This window comes from Lentzea sp. NPDC003310 (assembly GCF_040610935.1).
Lineage (GTDB): Bacteria > Actinomycetota > Actinomycetes > Mycobacteriales > Pseudonocardiaceae > Lentzea.
Genome location: NZ_JBEXNC010000037.1, coordinates 7,205 through 30,229, shown reverse-complemented (window position 1 = coordinate 30,229; position 23,025 = coordinate 7,205). Strand labels below are relative to the sequence as shown.

General features: G+C 70.1%; 29 protein-coding genes and 1 tRNA gene. 5 read left to right on the top strand and 25 right to left on the bottom strand.

Annotated elements, in window-relative coordinates; all coding sequences use genetic code 11:
- Positions 1-173 precede the first annotated feature (173 nt).
- Genes ABZX02_RS43155 through ABZX02_RS43115 form a run of 9 tightly spaced genes read right to left on the bottom strand, consistent with a single transcriptional unit; the run spans position 174 to position 4,002 of the window.
- Positions 174-713, bottom strand: a complete 540-nt coding sequence (locus ABZX02_RS43155) for an alkaline shock response membrane anchor protein AmaP (protein ID WP_355307770.1) — start codon at positions 711-713, stop codon at positions 174-176.
- Positions 710-1,228, bottom strand: coding sequence for a DUF6286 domain-containing protein (locus ABZX02_RS43150; RefSeq protein ID WP_355307768.1), 519 nt, complete (start codon positions 1,226-1,228; stop codon positions 710-712). The genes ABZX02_RS43155 and ABZX02_RS43150 overlap by 4 nt, the downstream gene beginning before the upstream one ends.
- A complete protein-coding gene (locus ABZX02_RS43145) occupies positions 1,225-1,557 on the bottom strand; it encodes an Asp23/Gls24 family envelope stress response protein (RefSeq protein WP_355307766.1) in 333 nt (110 codons plus the stop codon). Before ABZX02_RS43145 ends, ABZX02_RS43150 begins: the two co-directional genes overlap by 4 nt.
- Positions 1,558-1,559: 2 nt before the next feature.
- Complete coding sequence (locus tag ABZX02_RS43140; protein ID WP_089922533.1) at positions 1,560-1,736, bottom strand: hypothetical protein; 177 nt, start codon at positions 1,734-1,736, stop codon at positions 1,560-1,562.
- 11 nt (positions 1,737-1,747) lie between these two features.
- Positions 1,748-2,191, bottom strand: coding sequence for an Asp23/Gls24 family envelope stress response protein (locus ABZX02_RS43135; RefSeq protein ID WP_355307764.1), 444 nt, complete (start codon positions 2,189-2,191; stop codon positions 1,748-1,750).
- Between the two features lie 57 nt (positions 2,192-2,248).
- A complete protein-coding gene (locus tag ABZX02_RS43130) occupies positions 2,249-2,548 on the bottom strand; it encodes a hypothetical protein (protein ID WP_355307762.1) in 300 nt (99 codons plus the stop codon).
- Complete coding sequence (locus tag ABZX02_RS43125) at positions 2,542-2,889, bottom strand: Asp23/Gls24 family envelope stress response protein (RefSeq protein ID WP_355307761.1); 348 nt, start codon at positions 2,887-2,889, stop codon at positions 2,542-2,544. The genes ABZX02_RS43130 and ABZX02_RS43125 overlap by 7 nt, the downstream gene beginning before the upstream one ends.
- Before the next feature lie 4 nt (positions 2,890-2,893).
- Entirely contained in the window at positions 2,894-3,436 is a 543-nt protein-coding gene (locus ABZX02_RS43120; RefSeq protein ID WP_355307759.1) for an Asp23/Gls24 family envelope stress response protein, read from the bottom strand.
- Entirely contained in the window at positions 3,427-4,002 is a 576-nt protein-coding gene (locus tag ABZX02_RS43115) for a sigma-70 family RNA polymerase sigma factor (protein WP_355307757.1), read from the bottom strand. The genes ABZX02_RS43120 and ABZX02_RS43115 overlap by 10 nt, the downstream gene beginning before the upstream one ends.
- Positions 4,003-4,182: 180 nt before the next feature.
- Here ABZX02_RS43115 and ABZX02_RS43110 point away from each other — a divergent pair, with 180 nt between their 5' ends.
- Positions 4,183-4,389, top strand: coding sequence for a CsbD family protein (locus tag ABZX02_RS43110; protein ID WP_089922531.1), 207 nt, complete (start codon positions 4,183-4,185; stop codon positions 4,387-4,389).
- A 40-nt stretch (positions 4,390-4,429) separates the two neighbouring features.
- On the opposite strand, the gene ABZX02_RS43105 is transcribed toward ABZX02_RS43110, so the two are convergent.
- The 10 genes from ABZX02_RS43105 to ABZX02_RS43060 all read right to left on the bottom strand — a co-directional run bounded on the left by ABZX02_RS43105 (position 4,430) and on the right by ABZX02_RS43060 (position 12,149).
- On the bottom strand, positions 4,430-5,455 hold the full coding sequence (locus ABZX02_RS43105) for a saccharopine dehydrogenase NADP-binding domain-containing protein (RefSeq protein WP_355307756.1): 1,026 nt from the start codon (positions 5,453-5,455) through the stop codon (positions 4,430-4,432).
- A 9-nt stretch (positions 5,456-5,464) separates the two neighbouring features.
- Positions 5,465-5,758, bottom strand: coding sequence for a hypothetical protein (locus ABZX02_RS43100; protein WP_355307754.1), 294 nt, complete (start codon positions 5,756-5,758; stop codon positions 5,465-5,467).
- 76 nt (positions 5,759-5,834) lie between these two features.
- Complete coding sequence (locus ABZX02_RS43095) at positions 5,835-6,320, bottom strand: GNAT family N-acetyltransferase (protein WP_355307752.1); 486 nt, start codon at positions 6,318-6,320, stop codon at positions 5,835-5,837.
- 13 nt (positions 6,321-6,333) lie between these two features.
- Positions 6,334-7,536, bottom strand: coding sequence for a cytochrome P450 (locus ABZX02_RS43090; protein WP_355307750.1), 1,203 nt, complete (start codon positions 7,534-7,536; stop codon positions 6,334-6,336).
- A 48-nt stretch (positions 7,537-7,584) separates the two neighbouring features.
- The gene (locus tag ABZX02_RS43085; protein WP_355307748.1) at positions 7,585-7,947 is read right to left on the bottom strand and encodes a hypothetical protein; all 363 of its coding nucleotides are present in this window, start codon (positions 7,945-7,947) and stop codon (positions 7,585-7,587) included.
- 89 nt (positions 7,948-8,036) lie between these two features.
- On the bottom strand, positions 8,037-9,719 hold the full coding sequence (locus ABZX02_RS43080; RefSeq protein ID WP_355307746.1) for a hypothetical protein: 1,683 nt from the start codon (positions 9,717-9,719) through the stop codon (positions 8,037-8,039).
- 3 nt (positions 9,720-9,722) lie between these two features.
- The gene (locus ABZX02_RS43075) at positions 9,723-10,985 is read right to left on the bottom strand and encodes a hypothetical protein (RefSeq protein ID WP_355307744.1); all 1,263 of its coding nucleotides are present in this window, start codon (positions 10,983-10,985) and stop codon (positions 9,723-9,725) included.
- A gap of 86 nt (positions 10,986-11,071) precedes the next feature.
- Positions 11,072-11,143: transfer RNA gene (locus ABZX02_RS43070), tRNA-Val, on the bottom strand.
- 36 nt (positions 11,144-11,179) lie between these two features.
- Positions 11,180-11,644, bottom strand: coding sequence for a peroxiredoxin (locus ABZX02_RS43065; RefSeq protein WP_355307742.1), 465 nt, complete (start codon positions 11,642-11,644; stop codon positions 11,180-11,182).
- Between the two features lie 73 nt (positions 11,645-11,717).
- Positions 11,718-12,149, bottom strand: coding sequence for a DUF3052 domain-containing protein (locus ABZX02_RS43060; protein ID WP_355307740.1), 432 nt, complete (start codon positions 12,147-12,149; stop codon positions 11,718-11,720).
- A gap of 319 nt (positions 12,150-12,468) precedes the next feature.
- On the opposite strand from ABZX02_RS43060, the gene aceE reads away from it, so the two are divergent.
- Positions 12,469-15,228 carry a pyruvate dehydrogenase (acetyl-transferring), homodimeric type gene (gene aceE, locus ABZX02_RS43055; RefSeq protein ID WP_355307738.1) on the top strand — a complete coding sequence of 920 codons (2,760 nt, stop codon included), beginning with the start codon at positions 12,469-12,471 and terminating at the stop codon, positions 15,226-15,228.
- Positions 15,229-15,274: 46 nt separating this feature from the next.
- Here the strand turns inward: aceE and ABZX02_RS43050 are convergent, their stop codons facing one another.
- From ABZX02_RS43050 to pnuC, 4 genes are all read right to left on the bottom strand, one after another.
- Positions 15,275-15,757, bottom strand: a complete 483-nt coding sequence (locus ABZX02_RS43050) for a GNAT family N-acetyltransferase (RefSeq protein WP_355307736.1) — start codon at positions 15,755-15,757, stop codon at positions 15,275-15,277.
- A gap of 81 nt (positions 15,758-15,838) precedes the next feature.
- Positions 15,839-15,976 (bottom strand): hypothetical protein, encoded by a 138-nt coding sequence (locus tag ABZX02_RS43045; protein WP_355307735.1) that lies wholly within the window; start codon positions 15,974-15,976, stop codon positions 15,839-15,841.
- 44 nt (positions 15,977-16,020) lie between these two features.
- The gene (locus ABZX02_RS43040; RefSeq protein ID WP_355307733.1) at positions 16,021-17,190 is read right to left on the bottom strand and encodes a M14 family metallocarboxypeptidase; all 1,170 of its coding nucleotides are present in this window, start codon (positions 17,188-17,190) and stop codon (positions 16,021-16,023) included.
- Positions 17,187-17,798: a nicotinamide riboside transporter PnuC gene (gene pnuC / locus ABZX02_RS43035; RefSeq protein ID WP_355307772.1), complete on the bottom strand. Its 612-nt coding sequence runs from the start codon at positions 17,796-17,798 to the stop codon at positions 17,187-17,189. Before pnuC ends, ABZX02_RS43040 begins: the two co-directional genes overlap by 4 nt.
- Before the next feature lie 67 nt (positions 17,799-17,865).
- On the opposite strand from pnuC, the gene ABZX02_RS43030 reads away from it, so the two are divergent.
- From ABZX02_RS43030 to ABZX02_RS43020, 3 genes are all read left to right on the top strand, one after another.
- The gene (locus ABZX02_RS43030) at positions 17,866-18,954 is read left to right on the top strand and encodes a phytase (RefSeq protein WP_355307731.1); all 1,089 of its coding nucleotides are present in this window, start codon (positions 17,866-17,868) and stop codon (positions 18,952-18,954) included.
- Between the two features lie 9 nt (positions 18,955-18,963).
- On the top strand, positions 18,964-20,007 hold the full coding sequence (locus ABZX02_RS43025; RefSeq protein WP_355307730.1) for a winged helix DNA-binding domain-containing protein: 1,044 nt from the start codon (positions 18,964-18,966) through the stop codon (positions 20,005-20,007).
- 64 nt (positions 20,008-20,071) lie between these two features.
- Positions 20,072-20,812 carry a hypothetical protein gene (locus ABZX02_RS43020; protein ID WP_355307728.1) on the top strand — a complete coding sequence of 247 codons (741 nt, stop codon included), beginning with the start codon at positions 20,072-20,074 and terminating at the stop codon, positions 20,810-20,812.
- Here ABZX02_RS43020 and ABZX02_RS43015 read toward each other — a convergent pair.
- Both ABZX02_RS43015 and ABZX02_RS43010 read right to left on the bottom strand, forming a co-directional pair.
- Positions 20,809-21,852, bottom strand: coding sequence for a glucose-1-phosphate thymidylyltransferase (locus tag ABZX02_RS43015; protein ID WP_355307727.1), 1,044 nt, complete (start codon positions 21,850-21,852; stop codon positions 20,809-20,811). The genes ABZX02_RS43020 and ABZX02_RS43015 overlap by 4 nt on opposite strands.
- Before the next feature lie 165 nt (positions 21,853-22,017).
- Positions 22,018-22,782, bottom strand: coding sequence for a hypothetical protein (locus tag ABZX02_RS43010; RefSeq protein WP_355307725.1), 765 nt, complete (start codon positions 22,780-22,782; stop codon positions 22,018-22,020).
- Positions 22,783-23,025 lie beyond the last annotated feature (243 nt).

Here is a 23,025-nt window from a genome sequence, read left to right as displayed (position 1 = left end):
CCTGCGGGGGGGTCCGGCGTCCCAGGACCACCACGCCGGGGCGCGCCCGCTCTACCCCCTCCTCGCCGCCGGCGGGCCCGGGGGGGGGGCGCCCCCCGCTTCGTGCTTTGAACTGCGCTTACATCTTTGCAACGAACGTTTGCGGTCGTCCGCAAACGTGCTGTTGCACAACCTCAGCGCACTCGAGCGTCGCCCTTCGTGGACGACATCCGGAACTCCACGGTCGCGTGGAGGTCGGGCGCGTCGAGCGCCTCACGAAGGCGTGGTAGGCCCTCGTCGTCGATGCGGCGGCGGATCCCCCGCAGATCGGCGTCGCCGTGGGCGCGGACGACGAGGGCCAGGCGCGGCGCGGTGTGCGGGCCCGTCAGCTCGGCCTCGACCTTCCGCACACCGGGGTAGCCGGTGACCTCGTCGGCGAACGGCGCGGCGGCCGTCGCCGTGCTGATGCGCGTGGCACCCGCCTCGTCGGCCCACCGCCAGGACCCGACCTTGCGGCGCGGGACCTGCGCTGCGAGCCAGCGCAGGCACACGAGGGCGACGAGCACGGCCCCGGCCGCGACCACCCACAGCACCCACGTCGGCGGCGTCGCCGTGCCGGGCACGAGCGGTGCGTCGCGGTCGACCTGGGGGACGTACCCGAGGTGGACGGCGAGGGCACCGCCACCGGCGGCCAGCAGGACCAGGCCCAGCAGGCCGAGCAGAAAGCGGTTCACGACGTGCTCCTGAGTGCCTTGACCCGCACCACGACCTGCGGCGGCCGGGCGAGGGCGAACTCGCCGACGCGGCTCTCCAGCGCGGTGCGGACGGTGTCGGCGAGGCCGTCGACCACGGCCCTCCGGGTGCGCACCACCGCGCGGACGCGGCGGCGGCGCACCTTGACGGCGGCGGACTCGACGCCGTCGACCACGGCGGCGGTCCGCAGGGCGTTGCGCAGGCCCCGCACCGACACCGCGGTGTGCTCGTCCAGTGGGGCGGTCCTGGCGCGGCCGGGCACGACCGCGACCAGGAACAGCACCAGTCCGATGGCCGCGACGACCCCGCTCGTCGCGGCCACCTCCGCGGCTGACCACGTCGTCCCGTGCAGACGGCCGGCCAGCGAGTCGTACGAGAGCAGCGGGGTCTCTCCGAGTGCGAGCTGGATGGCGGACACGGCCACCAGGACCGACGCCACCAGCAGCACGAGTGCGGTCAGCGTGGCGGGCAGCGCGCGCCGGGAGCGGCGGGTCATCGAACCCTCCGCTCCGGGGCCGCGTCCGCGCGCAGCACGCCGACCGACACGTCCACGACCGAGACGCGCAGGCCGGTGAGCGCGGCGACGCGCGTCGCCAGGTGGGCGCGGACCCGTGCGGCCGTCGCCGCGACCGGCGCCGGGTAGCGCAGGTCCAGTCGTGCGTCGAGGGTCGCCACTCCCCCGGTCACGCGGGCGGTGACGGCGCAGTCGAGCACGTCCGGCACCTCCAGGGCGGCACGTCCGGCGATGCGGCCCACCGCGCGGTCCGCGACGGTGGTCAGTCCTGGCTGCGTGGCAGCGGGCTGGGCGGTGAGCGTCGTCGTCATCGTCAGTCCCGATCCCTGCCGAGCAGCTGCGCGAGGTCGAGCTTGCCCTCGGCGACCCGGCCCGCGATCAGGCCGAGCGCGCCGAAGACGAGCACGAGCAGGAACGCGCTGAAGCCCCCGAACGCGGCGGCCAGGCCGAGCGCGAGCCCGGTCAGCAGGCCCAGTGCGGTGGTGCTCATGGCGTTTCCCCTCACTGCACGCGAGCGGTTTCGGGCTCGTCGCCCTCGGTGTCGGCGGACGGGATGTGCACGTCGTTGACGTTGATGTTGACCTCGACGACCTCGAGTCCGGTGATCTGCTCGATCGCCGTGATCACGTTGGTGCGCACGGACTTCGCGAGGTCCGCGATCGGCACGCCGTACTCGACGACGAGCTCCAGGTCCACGGCGGCCTGCTTCTCGCCGACCTCGACCGACACGCCCTGGCCCGCGCTCGCGGTGGCGCCGGGGATCCGGTCGCGCAACGCGCTCAGCGCACGGGTCGCGCCGCCGCCGAGGGCGTGCACGCCGCGGATCTCCCGAGCCGCGAGGCCGGCGACCTTCTGCACCACGACGTCCGCGATGGTGGTGGAACCCTTGTCGGTCACCAGCTTCCCGTTGGTGACGTTGGCCTTCTCCACAGCCTGCGTGGTCATCGCAACCCCTTCCCTCGAAGCGTTCACACCAGATAGACACAGCCACTCGGCGAAACGTCACGACCCGTTCAGGTGATCGAGCGCACGTTTGTCCACATCGGTCACCACGATCCGCAACACGACCTTTTCCCAAGGCGTGCCAACGAGAACGGTGCGCAGCGCGGCACCCGCCTCGTCCAGCGACAGCGGCAGCCGCGTGGCGACGACGCGGACGCACACGAGGTCCTCCTCGACGTCGACCGCCAGAGCGTCGACGTCCCAAGGGATCCACGAGCGCGCCGGCGCGGACGCGGGCGTCGACGGCCGCAGTCCGTCGATCTTCTCCAACGCCTTCAACAACTCCGCGACGATCACCACGCGACGTCCACCACCGTGACGACGACGGACTCGACCTCGACGCCCGTCAGTTCCGGCACGAGCGCGCGCACCGACCGCTGGACGGCACGGGCGACCGCCGCCGCCTGGTCCAGCCCGGAGATCACCACGTCCACCTCCAGCAGCACGACGGACCCGGCCCACTGCACCCGCACGCCTTCCACCGGCGCGGGCTGCAGTCCTTTGATCTGCTGGCGCGCGGCGCGCACCACGGAACTCACCAAGCCCGCCACTCCGGGCTGCACCCGCACGCCCGGGACTCTCTCCGCCGCGTGCACGGCGACCGCCGCCACCGCCGGGGCGGACACGACTGTTTCGATCACTCGCTCATCCTTCGAGAACGTCGGCCACGACGAGGTCCAGGCGGGCGAGCCGCACACCGATCCGCGCGGAGGCGGCGGCCAGCACCCGGCGCCGCACCTCGGCGTACGCCTCGTGCGAGACGAGGGACGCGGTGATCGCGATGCTGAGCTCGACCTCGATGACCGGGTCCAGCCCGGTCGACTCCGGCGCCTCGGTCACCCGGCACGCGCGAGCCCGCACGCCTTCCACGCCGTCCGCCGCGTACCGCAGCACAGCGGCGACCGCGCGCGTGCTGATCCGGGCGAGGCCATCGCCGGGCAACGGCACGACGTCGGACCGGCGCACGTCGGCACGCACCGCGGACATCACGCGGCTGACCAGGTCGCTCGGCGGCTCGATCTCCTCGCGCGCCATTTCGGCGGTCGCCTCGCGCAGCACCAGGAGGCTCTCCCGGACCGCCGCGCAGTGCGGGCACGACCGCGTGTGCTCGTCGGAGACGTCGATCGTCTCCCAGACCTCTTCCACGTCCCGCCCGCACGGCAGGACGTAGTCGGACGTCACCGCCACGGCGCCATCACCTCCGCGAGTTGTGCCCGTGCTCGAGCGAGCCTGCCGCGCACCGACTGCTGGGTCGTGCCGATCGCCTCGGCGATCTCGTCGTACGACCGGCCGTGGACCTCCCGCAGCACCCAGCACGCCCGCTGTTCCGGCGTGAGGTCGCGCAGTGCGGCTTGCAGCGCGTCGAGCTGCGCGTTCACCTCCACCGCGCGGTCGGGCCGGGTGCGCGGCGCCGGCGACTCGTGCTCGTCGAGCTCGGTGTCGGCGTGCGGCTTGCGCTTGCGCAGCACGTTCAGGCACTGGTTGGTGGTGGTGCGGTAGAGCCAGCCGAGGAACGCCCCGTCGTCGTTGAGCTGCCCGAGCCGCCGCCACGCGGTCAGGAAGACGTCCTGCACCGCGTCCTCGGCGTCGCCCGTGCTGCCCACGATGCGCAACGCCAGCCGGTACATCGGCCCCTGATAACGACGCACGAGCTGCTCGTACGCCCTCATGTCACCGTCCCGGGACCTCGCCACCAGCGTGGCGTCGTCGAGTGCGGCTGCCTCGGCCACGCCCATGCGCACACCCCCACCCATTTCTGCTCCGTCGTCGGTATGACACGTTCGAACGCGGAACGTCACGCGGTTCCCCGATTTCCCGCCCGTGACCACCCTCACCCGGTTTTCACCCGACCGTGGCGTGACGAAGGTGGGGCGGCGGGTATCGAACAAGCGTCAGACGAACTTCGGTTCCACGGATCGGCACAGGAGGACGCGATGTCGCTGTCGGACAAGATCGGCAACAAGGCGGAGGACCTCGGCGGCAAGGTCAAGGAGACCGCGGGCGAGGCCACGGGCGACCAGCAGCTCGCCAACGAGGGTCGCGCGGACCAGGCGAAGGCGGCCGTCAAGGACGGCGTGGAGAAGGTGAAGGACGCCGTCGGCGGAGTCGTCGACAGCGTCGCCAAGCACCTGAAGAAGTAGCGTTAGAGGGTCTAACAAACGTGCGGTTAGAGCTTCTAACTCACGTGAAGCGAACTTCGCTCGCGACGACGCCGTCGAGCTCGCGCACGAAGTCGGCGCCGAACGCGCTCGACGGAGTGTGCGAGCCGGGCGCGACACCGCCGAGCCCGGCGATGGCGCGGAGCACGGAGTCCGCGGTGAGGCTGTAGGCGTTCGGGGTGGTGATCGCGCACTCGACCTTCGTCTGCGCGTCCCACGCCTCGCCGAACACCTCGGCCCTGGTGTTGGCCCGCTTGGTCTCGTCGGGGCCCTTGACCTTGCCGGCGACGGTCTTCGCCACGCTCTGCACGAGAGCCGTCTGCAACACGGGCGCGAAGACCTGCTGCAACTGGCCGAGCACGCCCGGCACGGCCGTGAACGTGGTGATGTTGGGGATGCCGGTGGAGCGGTAGGCGGTGCTCACGTCACCCCACGGGATGCTGCCGACCTCGCGCGGCCCCGACCGGAAGTACGCGGTGCGCCTGCGGTGCCCGATGCGGACCCTCCTCAGGTCGCCGTTCACGCGGATCCGCCCGCCCACGGCGGCGGCCTCGACGGACGTCTTGGTCGTTCCCGCGCTCGCCCCTCCCCCGACGACGAACGCCAGGTCGAGGTGCGTCGCGGACGGCAGCGCGTTCTTGAGGATCGCGGCGACGCAGTCGGTGGGCACCACGTCGAAGCCCGCGCCGGGCAGCAGCACGACACCCGCCTTGCGCGCGTCGACGTGCCGCAGCGCGACGGACTCGAAGACGTCGATCTCGCCCGTGATGTCGAGGTAGTGCGTGCGCGTCTTCAGGCACGCGTCGACCATCGCGGCGGACGTCTGGGAGAACGGCCCGGCGCAGTGCACGACGGCGTCGACGTCGTCGAGGTTCATCCGCGCCCGGTCCAGGTCGAACGCCCGGTGCTCGAGCCCCAGGGCGGCGGCGATCGGCTCGACCTTCTCCAGGGAGCGCCCGGCGAGGATCGGCCGCTCCCCGCGCTTGACCGCGAGCTCGGCGATGAGACGTCCGGTGTAGCCGTTGGCGCCGTAGACCATCCACGTCATGCCGCGACCTTACCGGCGAGTAGCCTTTCGTGAACCGACCAAAGAGCCGATCAGCAGCAGCACGCCGAGCCCGACCACCGGCAGCCCCCAGAGCAGCCGGCGCTGCCGCAGGTCGTCGCAGATGTCCACATAGGCCGGACCCGCCGCGGACACCGCGGGCTCGTCGAACCCGATGCCCAGGGCGTTGCCGCAGGGGATCAGCGACCCGGTCGGAGCCTCGACGGCCAGCATCACGAACAGGATCGCACCCCCACCGAGCAAGAACGCGAGACCGACCACGACGGCGAACGTGCGCACTGACATGAGTGAAAGTTACGTCTCAAATGGACTTCGGGATAGCCCTGGTCAGACGCTTTGGGGTTGATCCCCTAATCCCCCACTAAACGCTCGCCGATCCCCCCGCCGGAACGAACGCGTAGCGCTGCTCCAGTCGGCCGTGACGCGGATGCGGCACAGGGTCGCCGACCTTGATCCATCCGAGGCGTTCGTAGAGCCGCACGCCCTGGACGTTGTCGACGAAGACGAGCAGCTCCGCCCGCCCGTACCCGTTCTCGGCCAGCGCTCCGGGCAACGCGCGCAGCAACGCCTCCCCGACCCCGCGCCCCCAGGCGTCGGGATGCACGCCCACGTAGTTGACGTAGGCGGTGTCCGTCCCTTGTGGACCCCCGGCGAGGAAACCCACGGCTCGCCCGCCTTCCCGGGCGATCAGCAGCACCGAGGGCTCCTTCGCGAGAGCGCTCTCCACCCCGGGCCGCGCTTCGCCGAGCGTCGGCACCTCGTCGTACCCGTCACGCTTCGCGACGGCGTGCGCCCAGATCGACGCGGCGTCGTCCACGTGCTCCGGGCCCCCTCGAATGATCTCCACGGCCACCAGCGTGTCAGCGGCCGAGCACGACCGGTAGCGATTTAAGGCTGGCCATGATGTCGTTGTGCGTCACCTCGGGCTGCTCCGCTCCCGCGTAGGTGGTGCGCGGGAACCGGCTCGTCAGCTGCCGCAGCACGGTCTCGGTCTCCAGCCGGGCGAGCGCCGAGCCGAGGCAGAAGTGCGGCCCGTGCCCGAACGTCGCGTGACCGGTCGTCTCGCGGTCGAGCCGGTACTCGCCGGCCTGCGCGTGCGCCCGCGGGCACCGTCCGGCGGCACCGAGGTTGATCAGCAACAGCGTCCCCTCGGGCACCACCACGCCCCCGATCTCGACCGGCTCGACGGCGATGCGGTGCGTGGCGCTGCGCACCGGTGGGTTGTGCCGCAACGTCTCCTCGACCAGCCGCGGCACCAGCTCGGGATCGTTCGCGGCCTTCTCCCACAGGCCGTTGTCCAACGCGTCGTGCACCACGTTCGCGATGAGGCTGGCCGACGTCTCATGACCCGCCACGACGAGCAGGAACGCCATCGCCATCAACTCGTCGTGACTCAGATGGTCGCCCTCGTCGTCCACAGCCGTGGCCAGCGCGCCGAACAGAGAGCCGGCATCCAGCCCGTTGCCGGTGAGCAGCGAGTGGAAGTACCCGGCCAACTCGTCGCTCGCCGGCTGCGACACCTCGGGTTCCATCGACATCATCGTCTCGATCAACACGCGAACCTGCGCACGGTCCCGCGCCGGCAGCCCGAGGACCTCGCCGATGACGTGCATGGGCATCGGCACGGCGAGCTCCCGGACGAGGTCGATCTCCACCCCTTCGGGCAACCTGCCGATCAGCTCGGAGCTGATCGCCTCGATGCTCGGCGCCATCCGCTGCACGGCCCTGCCGTTGAACGCCCTGACCGCGAGCGCCCTGAGCCGCGCGTGCTGCGGGTTGTCGCTGTTGAGCATGCTCGGCCCGAACAACCCGGCCAGGTTCTCCTGCGTGCTGCCGAGCTCCGCGAGCTGCCGCTTGATCTCCCGCTGCAACCGCGCGCTGTCCTTGGACAACCGCTGATCGGTGAGCAACTGCCTGGTGAGCTCCAACCCGACCGTGACCACCTGCATCTTCACGCCGTTGGGCAGCGTCACGGCGTGCAGCGGTCCTTCTTCCCGTGCGTCGTCCTCGATCCGGTGGTGTTCGCGTGCGCGCAAGTCGCCGCCGGTCAACAAGTTCGACATGGCCGGTCTCCGCCTCCGTTTGGATTCGACTGAGACCGTTCTACCGCGCTACCGCAACGAGTCCAACGCGCTGATCGTCTCGACCGAGGGCAACCGAGGAGGCTCGGCGGCGAAGGCCTTGCGCCCGAGCACCCACTCCGGCAGGTGGTGCCGCAACGCCGCGCGCCCCTGGGCGGTGATGTCGACCGGCGACGCCATCCCGTGGCCCTCGCGCTCCTCCCAGGTGATCCAGTCGCGGAGCCGCATGATCTCGAGGTCGTCCGCGTCCCAGCGCTTGGCGGGCCGGTGCTCGAGGTACCAGCTGGTGGCGCCGCGGTGCACGCCGCCCTGCTCGACCAGGGCGAGCAGCTTGACCTGCTCCTGCGTGACGGTGGTCGGGACGGGCTTCACGGCCTTGCGCCTGAGCTTCACAGATCGAACGTCCTTCTGGGTGACAGGTCGAACGCCTCCCGGCAAACCGCGTACAAGCTACGTCACGGACGAGCGTTCGGACAGGGTGATCAGCAGGCGCCCTGCCGGCCGTCCAGCTGGGTGAGATCCGCGGCCTCGACGGTCTTGCCCGCCACCTTCAGCTGCGCGCTCCAGGTCTTCGCGCACTGCCCGCCGCCGCCCTGGTAGGACTTCCACCTCACCTGCAGCTTCCCGCCGCTGCCCTCGACCTGGTCCACCGAGGCCTGGTACGCGTCCGACAGCTCTCCGAGCTCGACCTTGCCCAGCACCGCCCACTGGTCGTCGTAGACCACGACGACGTCCGGCCAGGCGACACCGCCCTGGGAGCACTGGAACACCGCGGCCGTCTCGGCCTTCCCGTCACCGGTGACGTCCGCGGACGCGACGAGCTTGGTCGACGTCACGAACCCGTCGTGCTCGGTGATGCCGGGCAACCTGCCGTTCTGCAACGTTCCCTCGGGGTGCCCGCACAGGCTCGGCACCTTCGCGTTCTCCAGACCCTGCTTCGGCGCCTCCTGCGGTGTCCCTCCCCCGGCGGGCGGGGCGTAGATCCGCAACACGCCGGTGGCGATCTCCGTCCGCTTCCCGTCGCGCACGGACTCCACCTCGCCCAGGTAGCAGTACTGCTGCGGCCGGCCGGCGAGGTCACCGATGCAGTCCGGGAGGGTGAGAACCACCCGGCCACCCCCGGCGAGCGGACGCACGACCGTGGCCGGACCGTCGTCCTCGAGCACCCACTTCCGCCCGTCGAGCTTCCACAGCTTGTAGCCGGAGTGCAGGACCTTCTTGCTGTTCTCCTCGCGCTTCGAGTTGTCGCACGTCCACGAGGCGATCGTGGCGTGCAGGGTGCGGGAGTCGTCCCACCAGAGGTCGCGGACGTCGATGCCCTGCGCCTTGTTCGGCACGAACCCCGGCGGCGCGGCGGCACCCCACTCGGTGTCGCTCGTCCGCCCCGCGGCGTCGACGATCTTCACCGGGAAGTCCGTGACGCACGAGCCCGGGTTGTTGCGCAGCGCCACGGCGAACCTCGTGTCCGCGAGCGTCGGCCCGGAGATCCCCGCGGCCGGCGTGTAGGAGTTGGAGCCGACGGAGCCGGCCTCGAAGTGCAGCTTCCCGTCCGGCGTCAGGAGTTCCAGCTTCTGGCCGTACCGGTTGCGGCCCAGGTACACCTGCCCGCCCGTCAGCACCAGGTCGCGGGTGCCGGCGAAGAAGATGCGGAGGTAGTCGTCGGCCGTGTTCTTCGCCGGCTCGGCGAACTCGGTCCCCTCGGCGCGGCCGGGATCGCCGAGGCTGAACCTGCGGAACTTCGAGCCGCTCGACGCGAGGACCTCGTCGGTCCCGGTCGCGACGATCCAGCTGCAGGCGGGGCACTGGAACTCGTGCTTGTCGCCGGTCCGGACGTCGATGGCGACGAGCCGTTCCGTGGCCACGTCCTCGCCGAGCAGCCGCGCGCCCGCGAGGTAGGCGACGAAATGCCCGTCGTTCGACCAGACGACCTGGTTGTTGAGCGAGTCCACCGTGTCGAACGGCCGGTTGACCCGAGTGAGCTCCTGGTCGCCGCGCATGACCACGAGCTCGGTGAGCGTCGTGTACGCGAACGCCGGCGCCGCCGCGTCGATCTCGGTCCGTGCCGCGTCGCCGCGGCTGCCCGCGATCTTCAGGACCGCCACCGTCGCGAGCCCGGCGACCAGGCAGAACGCGATGGTGAGGTATACCAGCTTCCGGAGCGTCATCGCCTACCGACCTTCGCGCGCGTTCGGGTCGACCTCGTTCCAGCCGAGCGTGGCGTCCTGGCGGTAAACCTTGCGGTACCCGGAGTAAGGCGCGTCCGGGCTCTTGGCCGCCGCGTACCCGGTCACCGCGAACCCCTTGTCCGGCGCGTCGACGTCCTGCAGCACCGTCCCGTTCGAGGTGGCCACCACGAACTGCAGGGTGAACTTGCAGTGCCGCCGCTCGGTGAACACACCGACGGTCAGGACCTCGACCTCACCGGGCCCCAGCTCCACGGTCTTGGCCGCGAAGTAGTTGAGCCCGGTGCCGCGCATGCCGTCCAGGGTCGTCATCTGCTCGGGGATCGGGTCCGAGCTGTCCAGGTTAAACCCGATCTTGATCGTGTCCCGCTCCCCGCCCTGCGTGTAGCCGAGCAGGTGCGTGCCGTCGACCGGCGCGGAGCAGTCGGGGCGGATCTTCATGTCGGTGATGCGGACCGGCGCGCTGTCATTGCCCTGGACCGTGATGTTGGTGAAGCCCGCCCGCAGCACCGTGCCGCCGTGCTTCGCGTACCAGGCGCCGAAGTTCTCCCCGGTCGCCTCCGCCCCGTTCGCCGGTGCCTGGGGAGGCGGCTCGGCCACCACCTCGGAGAGCACGTACCGCAGGTGCCGCTCGCTGGTCTGGAACCTCGTGACGTCCTGGACCTTCAGCGGCGTCGACGCCCCGGACACCGTCCGCAGGTCCTCGCTCCCGTCACCCGCCATCAGTTTGGTCACGACGAGCGTCGCCCCCACCGTGACCACCACGGCCGTGCCGATCACCAACGCCACCGTGCGCGCCTTGAGCTTCCGCGGCTCGTCGCCCGGCGGCTCGTCGGTGTCGAACGTCGAGAGCATCGACACGAGGTTGTCGCGCGGCTCCACCTTGATGCGCGGACCACCCTGCCCGGCCAGCGCAGCCGCCAGTGCCCGCACAAGCCCGTCCACCGGCACGTCGGCGAACCCGCGCACCCGCGCCACCGCACGCTCGTGGTCCGGCGCCGGATCGGCGTCCAGTCCGAAGAGGACCAGCGCGGCCTCGGACTCGCTCACCGTCCCGAACGAGCCGCCCAACGCCTCGGCGCCGGCGCGGAGAAGGCGGTCGAGCGCGGCCGCGTCCCACGGGCCGGGGACGGTCCGTTCGGCGATCTTCCGCAGCTCCGGCAGGTCCAGCGACGACCGGTCACGGCCACTTCGCGCCACCCGGTCGAGCTCGTCCGCGACAGCCTCGACCAGAGATCCCCTCGCCACGCGGCGAGTATGCACGGACCGTTTGGAACCACGGCGCGGACACGGACCGTTGTCAGCCGATCGGCGTAGTCCGCACGAACTTCCGGTGGGCGCGACAGGGATCGAACCTGCGACCGCTCGGGTGTAAACCGAGTGCTCTTCCGCTGAGCTACACGCCCCAACCCCACGCCCGAGGACGCAGGGGCACAGCTACATCATGCCTTGAGAGAGGCTACGGCCTTCTTCCAGGCAGCCTGATCGCGGGCCTCACCGGGCGAGTTCACCTCGGCGTACCGCACCACCCCGTCGACGTCCACCAGGAACGTCCCCCGCACCGCCATGCCCGACGACTCGTTGAACACGCCGTAAGCCTGCGCGACGGCGCCGTGCGGCCAGAAGTCCGACAGCAGCGGGAACTGGTAGCCCTCCTGGTTCGCCCACGCCTTCAGCGCGAACGGGGAGTCCACGGAGATGCCCAGCACCTGGACGTTGTCGTCCTCATAGGTCGAGAGCTCGTCGCGCAGCTGGCAGAGCTCGCCGTGGCAGATGCCGCTGAACGCGAACGGGTAGAAGACCACGAGCACCGCGCGGGAGCCGCGGAACGACGACAACGTCACGGGTTGCTTGTTGTAGTCGTTGAGCGTGAAGTCCGGGGCTTCCGAACCGACCTCGACCGCCATGACACCCCTCCAGCCGCACACGGGAACCACGGACGCGTCAACGCCCGTGGATCAACCCTATGTCAGGCGGGGGTCAGCGCTTCGCCTTGGCCGACTTCGGCCACACCAGGCGGATGCCCGCCCAGTCGTCGGCCACGCTGATGTTGGAGGTCTGCGACAGGCCCGCGGTCGGGACCGCCTCGGCGACGTCCGACGGCTCCACGTGGCCGGGACGGCCGGTCTTCGGGGTGAGAACCCAGATCACGCCGTCCTCGGCGAGCACGCCGGTGGCCTCGAGCAGGGCGTCGACCAGGTCGCCGTCGTCCTCTCGCCACCAGAGCAGGACGACGCTCACCGTCTCGTCGGCATCCTCGTCGAGGAGGTCGCCCCCGATCTGCTCCTCGACAGCGGCACGGAGGGCGTCATCGACGTCCTCGTCCCAGCCGAGTTCCTGGACGACCATGCCAGATTCGATCCCGAGCTTCTCGGCGACGCCGATCTTGCCGGCGTCTTCCGCGGCGACCACGGTTTTCACTCCTCCAACTACGCAAGAGCGACAGCCCTAAGACTGCCGCCAGAGTCCGTTACTCCGGCTAGCGAACACTGTCAGCTACCCCCGGCGCAACTGTTGACCACGTGACACGCCGTAACAGGGACCCCTGTGAAGATCTCCGGGTGGGCATGGCGCATGCTCTACATACCTCTTATCGCGCGCGCGTGAGCGACACGATCCAGAACTACCGACCGGTAGCGATGACGAAGTCGCCACGCAAGGACAACGATAGGAACGCGTGGCACGGTTTCCGGGCCAGCGCGAGTACCGCCAACGAAGCCGAGGAGACACCTTGAGCCCGCAGAACACCGGCCCCGAGCGGGTGCGTGTCATTCGCGACGGTCTGGCAGCGCACCTGCCGGACATCGACCCCGAAGAGACCTCGGAATGGCTCGAGTCGTTCGACGAGGTCCTCAAGGGCGGCGGTCAGCAGCGGGCTCGCTACCTCATGCTGCGCCTGCTCGAACGCGCTGGTGAGAACCACGTCGGCGTGCCGTCGCTGATCAGCACCGACTACGTCAACACCATCCCCACCGAGCGGGAGCCGTGGTTCCCCGGTGACGAGGAGGTGGAGCGCCGTTACCGCGCGTGGATCCGCTGGAACGCCGCGATGACGGTGCACCGCGCGCAGCGGCCCGGTGTGGGTGTCGGTGGCCACATCTCGACGTACGCGTCCAGCGCGTCGCTCTACGAGGTCGGCTTCAACCACTTCTTCCGCGGCAAGAACCACCCCGGCGGTGGCGACCAGATCTTCATCCAGGGTCACGCCTCGCCCGGTGTCTACGCCCGCGCGTTCCTCGAGGGCCGGCTGTCGGAGCACCAGCTCGACGGCTTCCGCCAGGAGTACTCGCACGCCGGTCTGGGCGGCGGCCTGCCGTCGTACCCGCACCCGCGCCTCATGCCGGACTTCTGGGAGTTCCCCACGGTCTCCATGGGCATCGGCCCGATGAACGCGATCTACCAGGCGCGGTTCAACCGCTACCTGCGCGACCGCGGCATCAAGGACACGTCCGACCAGCACGTGTGGGCGTTCCTCGGCGACGGCGAGATGGACGAGCCGGAGTCGCGCGGCCTGCTGCAGCTCGCCGCGAACGAGCAGCTCGACAACCTGACGTTCGTCGTCAACTGCAACCTGCAGCGCCTCGACGGCCCGGTGCGCGGCAACGGCAAGATCATCCAGGAGCTGGAGTCGTTCTTCCGCGGCGCCGGCTGGAACGTCATCAAGGTCGTCTGGGGCCGCGAGTGGGACGCGCTGCTGCACGCGGACCGCGACGGTGCGCTCGTCAACCTGATGAACAGCACGCCCGACGGCGACTACCAGACCTACAAGGCGAACGACGGCGCGTACGTCAAGGAGCACTTCTTCGGCCGTGACCCGCGCACGAAGGCTCTCGTCGACGCCATGAGCGACGACGAGGTGTGGAACCTCAAGCGCGGCGGCCACGACTACCGCAAGGTCTACGCGGCCTACAAGGCGGCGACCGAGACCGTCGGCCAGCCGACCGTGATCCTCGCCAAGACCATCAAGGGCTACTCGCTCGGCCCGCACTTCGCGGCCCGCAACGCGACGCACCAGATGAAGAAGATGACCCTGGCGGACCTCAAGGGCTTCCGCGACAGCCTGCGCATCCCGATCACGGACGAGCAGCTCGAAGCCGACCCGTACCTGCCGCCGTACTACCACCCCGGCCAGGACTCGCCGGAGATCCAGTACATGCAGGAACGCCGTCGCCAGCTGGGCGGGTTCGTACCGGAGCGCCGCACCAAGTCCAAGGCCCTGGTGCTGCCGGGCGACAAGGTCTACGAGGGTGTCCGCCGCGGTTCGGGCAAGCAGGAGGTCGCCACGACGATGGCGTTCGTCCGCCTCGTCCGCGACCTCGCGAAGGACCCGGAGATCGGCCCGCGCATCGTCCCGATCATCCCGGACGAGGCACGAACGTTCGGCATGGACTCCATGTTCCCGACGCAGAAGATCTACAACCCGAACGGCCAGGCGTACACCTCGGTGGACGCCAACCTGATGCTCGCCTACAAGGAGTCCGAGCAGGGCCAGATCCTGCACGAGGGCATCAACGAGGCGGGTTCCACGGCGTCGTTCACGGCGGTCGGCACGTCCTACGCCACGCAGGGCGAGCCGATGATCCCGATCTACATCTTCTACTCGATGTTCGGCTTCCAGCGCACGGGCGACGGCCTGTGGGCGGCGGCGGACCAGATGGCGCGCGGCTTCGTGCTGGGTGCCACCGCGGGCCGCACCACGCTGACCGGTGAGGGCCTGCAGCACGCCGACGGCCACTCGCTGCTGCTGGCGCACACGAACCCGGCCGTGATCGCGTACGACCCGGCGTGGTCGTTCGAGGTGGCGCACATCGTCAAGGACGGTCTGCGCAGGATGTACGGCGAGAACGCCGAGAACATCTTCTACTACATGACGGTCTACAACGAGCCGTACGTGCAGCCGGCGGAGCCGGAGGGCCTGGACGTGGAGGGCCTGCTCCGGGGCCTCTACAAGTACCAGGACGGCCCGCAGACCGGCGGCCCGCGCGCCCAGCTCCTCGGTTCGGGCGTCGGCCTGCCGTGGGCGCTCAAGGCCCAGCAGATGCTGGCCGACGAGTGGGGCGTCTCCGCGGACGTGTGGTCCGCCACGTCGTACTCGGAGCTGCGCCGCGACGCCGTCGAGACCGATCGCCACAACCTGCTGCACCCGGACGCCGAGCCGCGCGTGCCGTACGTGACGCAGGTGCTGAAGGACGTCGCCGGCCCCGTGGTCGCGGTGTCCGACTGGGCGTCGGCGATCCCGGACCTGATCCGGCCGTACGTCCCGACCGACATGACGACCCTGGGCACGGACGGCTTCGGCTTCTCCGACACCCGCCCGGCCGCCCGCCGCCACTTCCTGGTGGACGCGGAGTCCGTCGTCGTCGCCACGCTGGCCGCCCTGGCCAAGCGCGGTGAGGTCGAGCAGGCGAAGGTCGTCGAGGCCGCGCGCAAGTACCGCATCGACGACGTGCAGGCGGCCGGCCCGTCCACGTCGGACGCGGGCCTCGCGTAGTCGTTCCACCGAAAGGGCCGTCCCGCACGCGCGGGGCGGCCCTTTCTCACGCCCTGAGGGCGTACTCGGTGAACTGACCGGCGACGGTGAACCCGAGACGCCGGTAGACGGTCTCGCCGTCCTCAGAGGCCTGTAGGACGGCAATACGGGCCCCCTCGGCGCGCGCGGTGCGCACGGCGGCCAACGTGATCGCGCCGCCATAGCCCTTCCGACGCTCGGCGGCCAGCGTCGCGATGTTGTAGATCCCGGCGACTCCGGCGTGCAGGAACACCTCGGCCGTGCACACCGCACGACCGTCCACGTACCCGACGAGGTAACGCGCCGTGCCGGTCAACGCGTGTGGGGCGGCATCGGCGTAGAAGCGGCGCACGGTGTCGGCGGGCGGGTCCCAGTTGGCGGCGAGGACCGCGGCGTAGTCCGCGAGCTCGGCCTCGGTGGTGACCCGGCGGATCTCCGGGCCGCCGGATCGTGGCTCCGGCACCGCGGTGAGGTCCAGCCACATCGCCGCCTCGGCGACGCGGGACTCCACGTCCCTGGCGGTGAAGCGGACGGCCGCGACGACGTTGAACGTGTCGTCGTCGAGGTGCTCGCCGCTGCGCCGGACGATCTTCTAGGCGCGCAGGCGAGACACGCTCCGGCTGCCCCGCACCGACACCTCGTCCGGCTCCATGCCGAGGCGCCGCGACATCTCGGCCGCGGTGATCGTCGTGCTCTTCAGCGCGAAGTAGCAGTACTGCTCGAGACGCATCCGAGCATCCGATCACGCGGCCGAGATCCTCGGCGAGCGAGTTGTCAGCACTGGGCGAGCGGCTGTCCCGTCGTCAACGGTCCGTCGGCGCGCGCGTCCAGCAACAGCGGGATCAGAGCCCGTGCCTCCTGCTTCAAAGGCACGATCCGGTCACCACCGCGCAGGTACTGGGACTTGATGCCGTGCAGGGCCAGTTCGTCCTGCACCTCGACGTACTGGGCGCCGGTCAGCACGTACGCGCACGGCGCCGTGACCACGTCGGACGGGTCCGGCGCCTGGTTGTCCGCGCCACCGAAGTAGATCGGGCCGGACCGCACGGCACGCGACTGGGCGTTCGCGGCCTCGATCGCCGAGCGGTTCGAGCGGACGAACGACTGCGTGCCGTCGAGTGCGAGCAGGTGCGAGTCCACGCGGTAGCGGGGCGTGCCGTCGACGTTGGTCTCGACGAGCAGGCCCATGCCGTGCTTGAGGCCTCCCGTGTTGCGCAGGATGCGCTCCTGGCCGTCGCCGGCGATCTGACCGGTGGGCTCGCCGGTCACCGGGTCGATCAGGATCCCGTAGACGCCGGACGTGCGTCCCGCGGCCTCGACCGACGGCCGGACGTACGAGCGGGACAACGACTCCGAGAGGTCGTGCACGCCGTCGGCCACGTTGAGGTTGCGCGGCCACAGCCACAGCACGTCCTTGACGTAGAACGGCGCGGACGGGCCGAACTCGTGCAGGTCGTGGATGACGTCGGGCTGCCAGTCGCGGATCACGGCGGCCATGGCGCGGGCCTCGGCGGTGCGCAGCAGCAGGTGGTCGCGGTTGATGTCGATGCCGGCCGAGTTGCCGCGGGTGTCGGCGACGCGGCCGTCCGGGTTGGCGTTCGGGACGAACAGGTACGTGGTGTCCGACGAGCGCGGCAGCGAACGCATGCGGATCAGGCACGCCTCGCGGCCGGCGGGTTCGTCGCCGTGCTGGGAGCAGATGAAGAGAACCACCGTGCGCGCGTTGCGGTTGCCCACGCGCACGAGCTGGATCGGGCGGCCCTGCGCGGTCGTCCCGATCTGCGTCAACGGCAGGCCGGTGGCGCGCAGGTAGGCCTGTTCCTCGGCCTCGGTGGTCCACTTGCCGGTGAGCTCGAACCCGGTGCGCGGCTCGGGAGCGGCCTGCGCGGGAAGGGCTACCAGCGACGAGACAGCGGTCAGCAGAGCGATCAACAGTCCCCTCATAGAGGAGACTTTGCCGCCTGTGTCAACCGCCGGGCCGTGCGGTTCCAGTCGATGAAGCCGTGGACGACCAGGCCCGCGAAGATCACGTAGACGAACGCGCTGAAGTACAGGCCCGACTGGATCTGCAACGGCACGCCGACCGCGTCGACCACGAGCCAGACCAGCCAGAACTCCACCAGACCGAGACCCTGCAGGGCGAAGGCCAGGATCGTGCCGATGAAGATCGCGGCATCCGGCCACGGCGCCCACGAGGCGTCCAGCGCGTCCAGCACCAGCGCGAACGCGACCGTGCCCCCGGCGAACGCGGCGACGACGGCGATCCGTTCCCGCCAGGAACCCTTGCGCACCACGACTCCGAACACCGGGTCCCGCCGCCGCACCCAGGCGTACCAGCCGTAGACGGCGATCGCGCCGACGGCGACCTGCCGCGTCGCGAGACCGCCCAGGTGCGCGGACATGTAGACCGTGAAGAGCAGGGCGACCGACACCAGCTGGACGGGCCAGGTCAACAGTGATCGGCGCTGCGCCAGGAACACCACCGCGAGCGCGAGCACCTGCCCGACCAGCTCCGTGTACGCGATCTTCTGGCCGAAGATCGTCAGTCCCATCTCGTACCACACGGCTTGTTCCCCCGCGGTTCAGTCGCAGTACACCGGTGTTTCCTACGGTCCCACCATGTCATCTTCCTTAGCACTCGCGCTCGTGCCTTTGTTCCTCACCGCGCCCGGGACGCCCGTCATCACACCGACCGTCATCACGCAGACGTTCGAGGAGCCGGCCGACGCGGACGATCCGGCCATCTGGGTGAACCCGCGCAACACCGAGCGCAGTGTGGTCCTGGGCACACTGAAGGAGGGTGGCCTGGCGGCGTTCGACCTGAACGGCCGCACGATCGGCGTGTACCCGGCGCCGCTGCCGCCGACGCCGGACGCGAAGCCCGGCCGCTACAACAACGTCGACGTCCTCGGCGACCTGGCGTTCGTGAGCGACCGCGGCCGCGACCGGATCCGGATGTTCCAAGTGGACGAACGCGGCGCGAGGGACGTCACGAACCCCGCCACCAGGCCGGTGTTCAGCAAGACCGAGGCCGAGGTCGACGACCAGCACACGGTCTACGGCCTCGCCGCCGGCCGCGTCAACGGCAAGGACGTCGTCGTCACGAGCCGCCGCAACGAGACCAGCATCGCGCTCCTCCAAGTGTTGAAGGGCAAGACGTACGACACCAAGAAGGTGTCCACTCTGGACTTGCCGAGCACCTTCACCCTGCCGAACGGCAAGCAGTGGACGGTGTGCGGCGAGCCCGGCGAGGGACCGCAGGTCGAGGGCATGGTGATCGACGAGCGCACGAACACCCTGTACGCCGCCCAGGAGGACGTCGGAATCTGGCGCATCCCGCTGCGCGCCAACGGCTTCGGCACGCCGCAGCTCGTCGACAAGGTCCGCACGTGGGGTGCGCCGCAGAAGTACGACCCCGAGACCGAGGAGTGCGTGGCCGACGGCCCGAACCCCGGTTTCGGCGGCCGGTGGCTCGAAGCCGACGCCGAGGGCCTGACGATCGCGGACGACGTGCTGCTCGCGTCGAGCCAGGGCGACTCGCGGTTCGTCGCGTACCGCAAGGCGGACATGAAGCCGCTGCGGGACTTCAGGATCAAGGACGTCGAGCACTCCGACGGCGCCGACATCGTGCTCGGCGAGCTCGACCTGCTTGTCGTCCACGACGGGGAACGCCCGAACGGCACCGGTTTCGCGTTCATCAGGTTCTAGTCTGTCCCGATGGGGACCCTGAACCTGGACCAGCTCAACCGAGCGCTGATCGAACGCCAGCTGTTGCGCGAGCGCGCCGACCTGGGCGCGCTCGCCGCCGTCGAGCACCTCTTCGGCATCCAGGCGCAGGAACCGAAGTCGCCGTACGTCGGACTGTGGACGCGGTTGACCGGCTTCCGGCCGCAGGACCTCGAAGACCTCCTGACGAACCGCGAGGCGGTCCGCATCCTGCTGATGCGCGGCACGATCCACCTGGTCAGCGCACGGGACGCGCTCGGCCTGCGCCCCCACACCCAGCTCAAGCTCGACCGCGAACTGCAGAGCGGCCCGTTCGCCGCCCGCCTGCGCGGCCTCGACTTCGACGAGGTCGCCGAGGCCGGCCGCAAGATCCTCGACGAGACCCCGCAGGGCACCGCGGACGCCGGCAGGCAGCTCCAGGAGCGCTGGCCCGACCGCGAGCACACCGTTCTCGGCAACGCGCTGCGCAACAAGCTCGCCCTCGTGCAACTGCCGCCGCGCGGCCTCTGGCACACGAGCGGCCGGGCGGTCTGCACGACCGTCGAGAACTGGCTGGGGCAGCCTCAGCAGGCGATGGACAAGGAAGAGATCGTCCTGCGCTACCTGAAGGCGTTCGGCCCGGCCACGGTCATGGACGCCCAGCAGTGGTCCGGCCTCACCAGGCTCACCGAGACGTTCACCGCCCTGCGGCCACGGCTCGTGACCTTCCGCAACGAGGCCGGCAAGGAGCTCTTCGACCTGCCGGACGCCCCGCGCCCCGACCCGGACACCCCGGTCCCGGTGCGGCTGCTGCCCGAGTTCGACAACATCCTGCTCGCCCACGCCGACCGCCGCCGGGTCATCGCGGACGACCGGCTCGGCGTCGTCATCGGCGGCAAGCCCACCGTCCTCGTGGACGGGTACGTCTTCGCGACCTGGGCGGTCACCAAGGACCGCACGATCACCGTCGATTACATCGACGCCCAGCCGAGGAGCAGGCAGAAGGCGGTCGCCGAGGAGTGCGACCGCCTCCGGGACTGGATCGGCGCGAGCTAGGCGGCGACCTCGAAGCCGCCGAAAACGGATGGCCGACAGTCTCCCGCCTGGTCATCCTGACCCGGTGGGAGACAGAGCCAACGTCGTCGTGGTCCGCGAGAACGGCACGCACGAGCTGTACCGGACCGGCTGGGAGGGGCCCAGCACCGAGCTCCGCCACCGCGCGACCGTGTTCGAGCTGATCCGAGCCGCGTGGCCGGGCTGGGAGGTCCGCTGGCTGTACGACGGCCCGGCCGAACTGCGCGAGTACGCGGGGCTGGACCCGGAGCACGTTCGCTGCCCCGATTCGGACCTCTTCGCAGCCCCGTTCCTCGCCCCCGAGGACGAGGACCTGGCCGGGCCGGACCCGGGCGGTGTGGTGATCACGGTCGAAGGCGGCCGCTGCCACGTCGCCTCGGCCGCCTTCGACCACCCCGTCCGCGAGGGCGTCGCCCTGCTCGACCGCCTGGCGAACGCCCCCGAGCACAAGAGCTGCGCCCTGCACGTCAACGCCGGCATCCACCTCGACCCGGAACGCCGACGTCTGGGCTGGTGGTCCCTCTACTCCTCGCCACAGGCCTACCAGGTGCCGGAGCTGTGGCCGGGCTGGACCGTGGAGTTCTGGCAGGACGACTGGGAACGGCACATCGGAGCCGGCGACAGGTTCTCCCCGGCGCCGTTCGACGACGGAGAGGAAGCCAGAGCCGCACTGCTCGCCGAGGCCCGGAAGCGCTGGGCTGTCCGGGCCCGCAACCGCGCGCAGCCGGGTGCGAGGTGCCCTGCTGAGCATGGGTCACCTCGCCGATGCTCCGAGCCGCACGGCTAGGCCGCGACCTCGACGTGCGCGCCGTCACCGACGACGAGCCGGTGCTGGCGCGCCGACCCGACGCGGGCCCGGCGCCCGATCAGCGACGTCTCGATGCCGGACACGTTGTGCACCGACGCCTCGTTCAGCACGATCGAGTCGGCGACCCCGGACTCGGTGATGCGGCAGTCCGCGCCGATCGACGTGTACGGCCCGATGATCGACTCCTCGACCAGCGTGCCGGCGCCGATGATCGCGGGCCCGACGATGCACGACCGCACGACGCGCGCGCCCTCCTCGACCACGACGTCGCCGATCAGCGTCGACTCGTCGTCGACGATGCCCTGGATGTCGGTCCGCAGGCCCATCAGCAGCTCGCGGTTGCACTCGAGGACGTCCTCGACCTTGCCGGTGTCCTTCCAGAAGCCCGAGTACATCCGCGCCCGCACGTCGCGCTCGTGTGTCACCAGCCACTGCAGCGCGTCGGTGATCTCGAACTCGCCGCGCCACGACGGCTCGATGGCGTCGACCGCCGTGTGGATGGCGGGGGTGAAGAAGTAGACGCCGATCATGGCGAGGTCGCTGCGCGGCTCCTGCGGGTGCTCGATCAGCCGCGTCACGCGCGAGTTCTCGTCGACCTCCGCGACGCCGTAGAGGCGCGGGTCCTCCACCTTGTCCACGAGCACCTGGGCGGACGGCCGCAGCCGCGCGAACTCGTCGGCGATCTGACCGATGCCCTCGACGAGCACGTTGTCGCCCATGTACATCACGAAGTCGTCGTCACCGAGGAACGGCCTGGCGATCCGCACGCAGTGCGCGAGCCCCAGGTGCAGGTCCTGCTGGATGTAGGTGATCGAGACGCCCAGGTACGAGCCGTCGCCGAACAGCTCGGAGATCTCCTGCGCGCCCTCGCCGACGACGATGCCGATCTCGGTGATGCCGACGTCCCGCAGGTTCTCCACCACGTACTCGAGCACCGGCTTGTTCGCGATGGGGACGATCTGCCGAGGTAGCGAGTACCCGGCCGGGCGCACGCCCGCGGACAGCACAAGGGCTTTCATAGGTCCTCCACCGCGACGGAACAGTTCGGGTGGAGACGAGGCTCCGGCCGGTCGCTGGATCGAAACTGGAGAACCCCCAGAACACGAGGAAAGGGCCCCGCGCGGGATGTTTGCGCGAGACCCTTTCCGGGTGGTGAGACCCTCTAACCTGAAGTGTTAGAGGCTCTAACCCATCTGCGTGCCGGACGGCGGCGTCTGCATGTCACCCATGCGCGCACCGACGTTCTGGGGCATCTCCTGCGACGCGCGCGGCATCGGGGACTGGGCCTGCGCCTCGTCCTGCACGCGGGTCAGCCAGCCCTCCCAGCGCGCCTGCATCGGGCGGACCAGGCCGCCACCCACGCCGATGATGACGACGCCGGCGACGGTCGCGAGGACGGCGATCAGGACCGGCATGGTCACCGAGATCGCGATGCCCAGCTGGTTCAGGGCCGCGATGACGCCGAGCGCCATGACGAAGCCGTAGGTGATGTTGCCCATGATGCGGGTGTACGAGCGCTGGCCGAGCGCGCCGGTGACGAGGCCCTTGAGCGCGGTGCCGATGGCCGACGCGACGATCACGAGGACCAGGGCGACGACGATGCGCGGCAGGTACGCGATGACCTCGTTGAGCAGCGTGCTGACCGGGTTCGAGGCACCGAAGACGCCGAACGCGAGCTGCAGCGCGATCAGCAGCACGAAGTAGTACACGATCTTGGAAATCAGGCCGGACGCGTCCATCGAGGACTGCCGCATCGCGCCGTTCAGGCCCGACTTGTCGACGAGCTTCTCGAAGCCGACCCGCTTGAGCAGGAACTGAACACCCTTGGCGAGCGCCTTGGCGATGAACCAGCCGATGACCAGAACGAGCAGGAAGCCGAGCAGCTTCGGCACGAACGTGGCCACCATCGCCCACGCCTGGCCCAGGCCCTCGGTGATTTGCGAGCCCACGGGCCCTCCTAGAACAAAGTAGCGGTGAGTGAAGATCAGACCCGTGGATCGTTTCGTGGATCACACCGGCCCACAACTTCGACACCGCTACACGAAAGGGTGGCTGACGTGGATTTTTGTCGCAATACAGTCCAGAGTGGAACTACCGGTGGGGACCGGGGAGAGGGAAGCGCCCGCCACCCACCCTGGCGGGGGCGTCCACCATTTCCGGGGGTGCCCCCACACCGCCCCCCCGCGAAGCCC

Coding starts and splice junctions, on each gene's coding strand:
- ABZX02_RS43150 (WP_355307768.1), bottom strand. CDS start 1,228: ATGACCCGCCGCTCCCGGCGCGCGCTGCCCGCCACGCTGACCGCACTC.
- ABZX02_RS43065 (WP_355307742.1), bottom strand. CDS start 11,644: ATGGCGGTCGAGGTCGGTTCGGAAGCCCCGGACTTCACGCTCAACGAC.
- ABZX02_RS43045 (WP_355307735.1), bottom strand. CDS start 15,976: ATGCGTCTCGAGCAGTACTGCTACTTCGCGCTGAAGAGCACGACGATC.
- ABZX02_RS43040 (WP_355307733.1), bottom strand. CDS start 17,190: ATGAGGGGACTGTTGATCGCTCTGCTGACCGCTGTCTCGTCGCTGGTA.
- ABZX02_RS43080 (WP_355307746.1), bottom strand. CDS start 9,719: ATGACGCTCCGGAAGCTGGTATACCTCACCATCGCGTTCTGCCTGGTC.
- ABZX02_RS43025 (WP_355307730.1), top strand. CDS start 18,964: ATGGGGACCCTGAACCTGGACCAGCTCAACCGAGCGCTGATCGAACGC.
- ABZX02_RS43030 (WP_355307731.1), top strand. CDS start 17,866: ATGTCATCTTCCTTAGCACTCGCGCTCGTGCCTTTGTTCCTCACCGCG.
- ABZX02_RS43145 (WP_355307766.1), bottom strand. CDS start 1,557: ATGACGACGACGCTCACCGCCCAGCCCGCTGCCACGCAGCCAGGACTG.
- ABZX02_RS43140 (WP_089922533.1), bottom strand. CDS start 1,736: ATGAGCACCACCGCACTGGGCCTGCTGACCGGGCTCGCGCTCGGCCTG.
- ABZX02_RS43110 (WP_089922531.1), top strand. CDS start 4,183: ATGTCGCTGTCGGACAAGATCGGCAACAAGGCGGAGGACCTCGGCGGC.
- ABZX02_RS43115 (WP_355307757.1), bottom strand. CDS start 4,002: ATGGGTGGGGGTGTGCGCATGGGCGTGGCCGAGGCAGCCGCACTCGAC.
- ABZX02_RS43105 (WP_355307756.1), bottom strand. CDS start 5,455: ATGACGTGGATGGTCTACGGCGCCAACGGCTACACCGGACGTCTCATC.
- ABZX02_RS43100 (WP_355307754.1), bottom strand. CDS start 5,758: ATGTCAGTGCGCACGTTCGCCGTCGTGGTCGGTCTCGCGTTCTTGCTC.
- pnuC (WP_355307772.1), bottom strand. CDS start 17,798: ATGGGACTGACGATCTTCGGCCAGAAGATCGCGTACACGGAGCTGGTC.
- ABZX02_RS43090 (WP_355307750.1), bottom strand. CDS start 7,536: ATGTCGAACTTGTTGACCGGCGGCGACTTGCGCGCACGCGAACACCAC.
- ABZX02_RS43135 (WP_355307764.1), bottom strand. CDS start 2,191: ATGACCACGCAGGCTGTGGAGAAGGCCAACGTCACCAACGGGAAGCTG.
- ABZX02_RS43015 (WP_355307727.1), bottom strand. CDS start 21,852: ATGAAAGCCCTTGTGCTGTCCGCGGGCGTGCGCCCGGCCGGGTACTCG.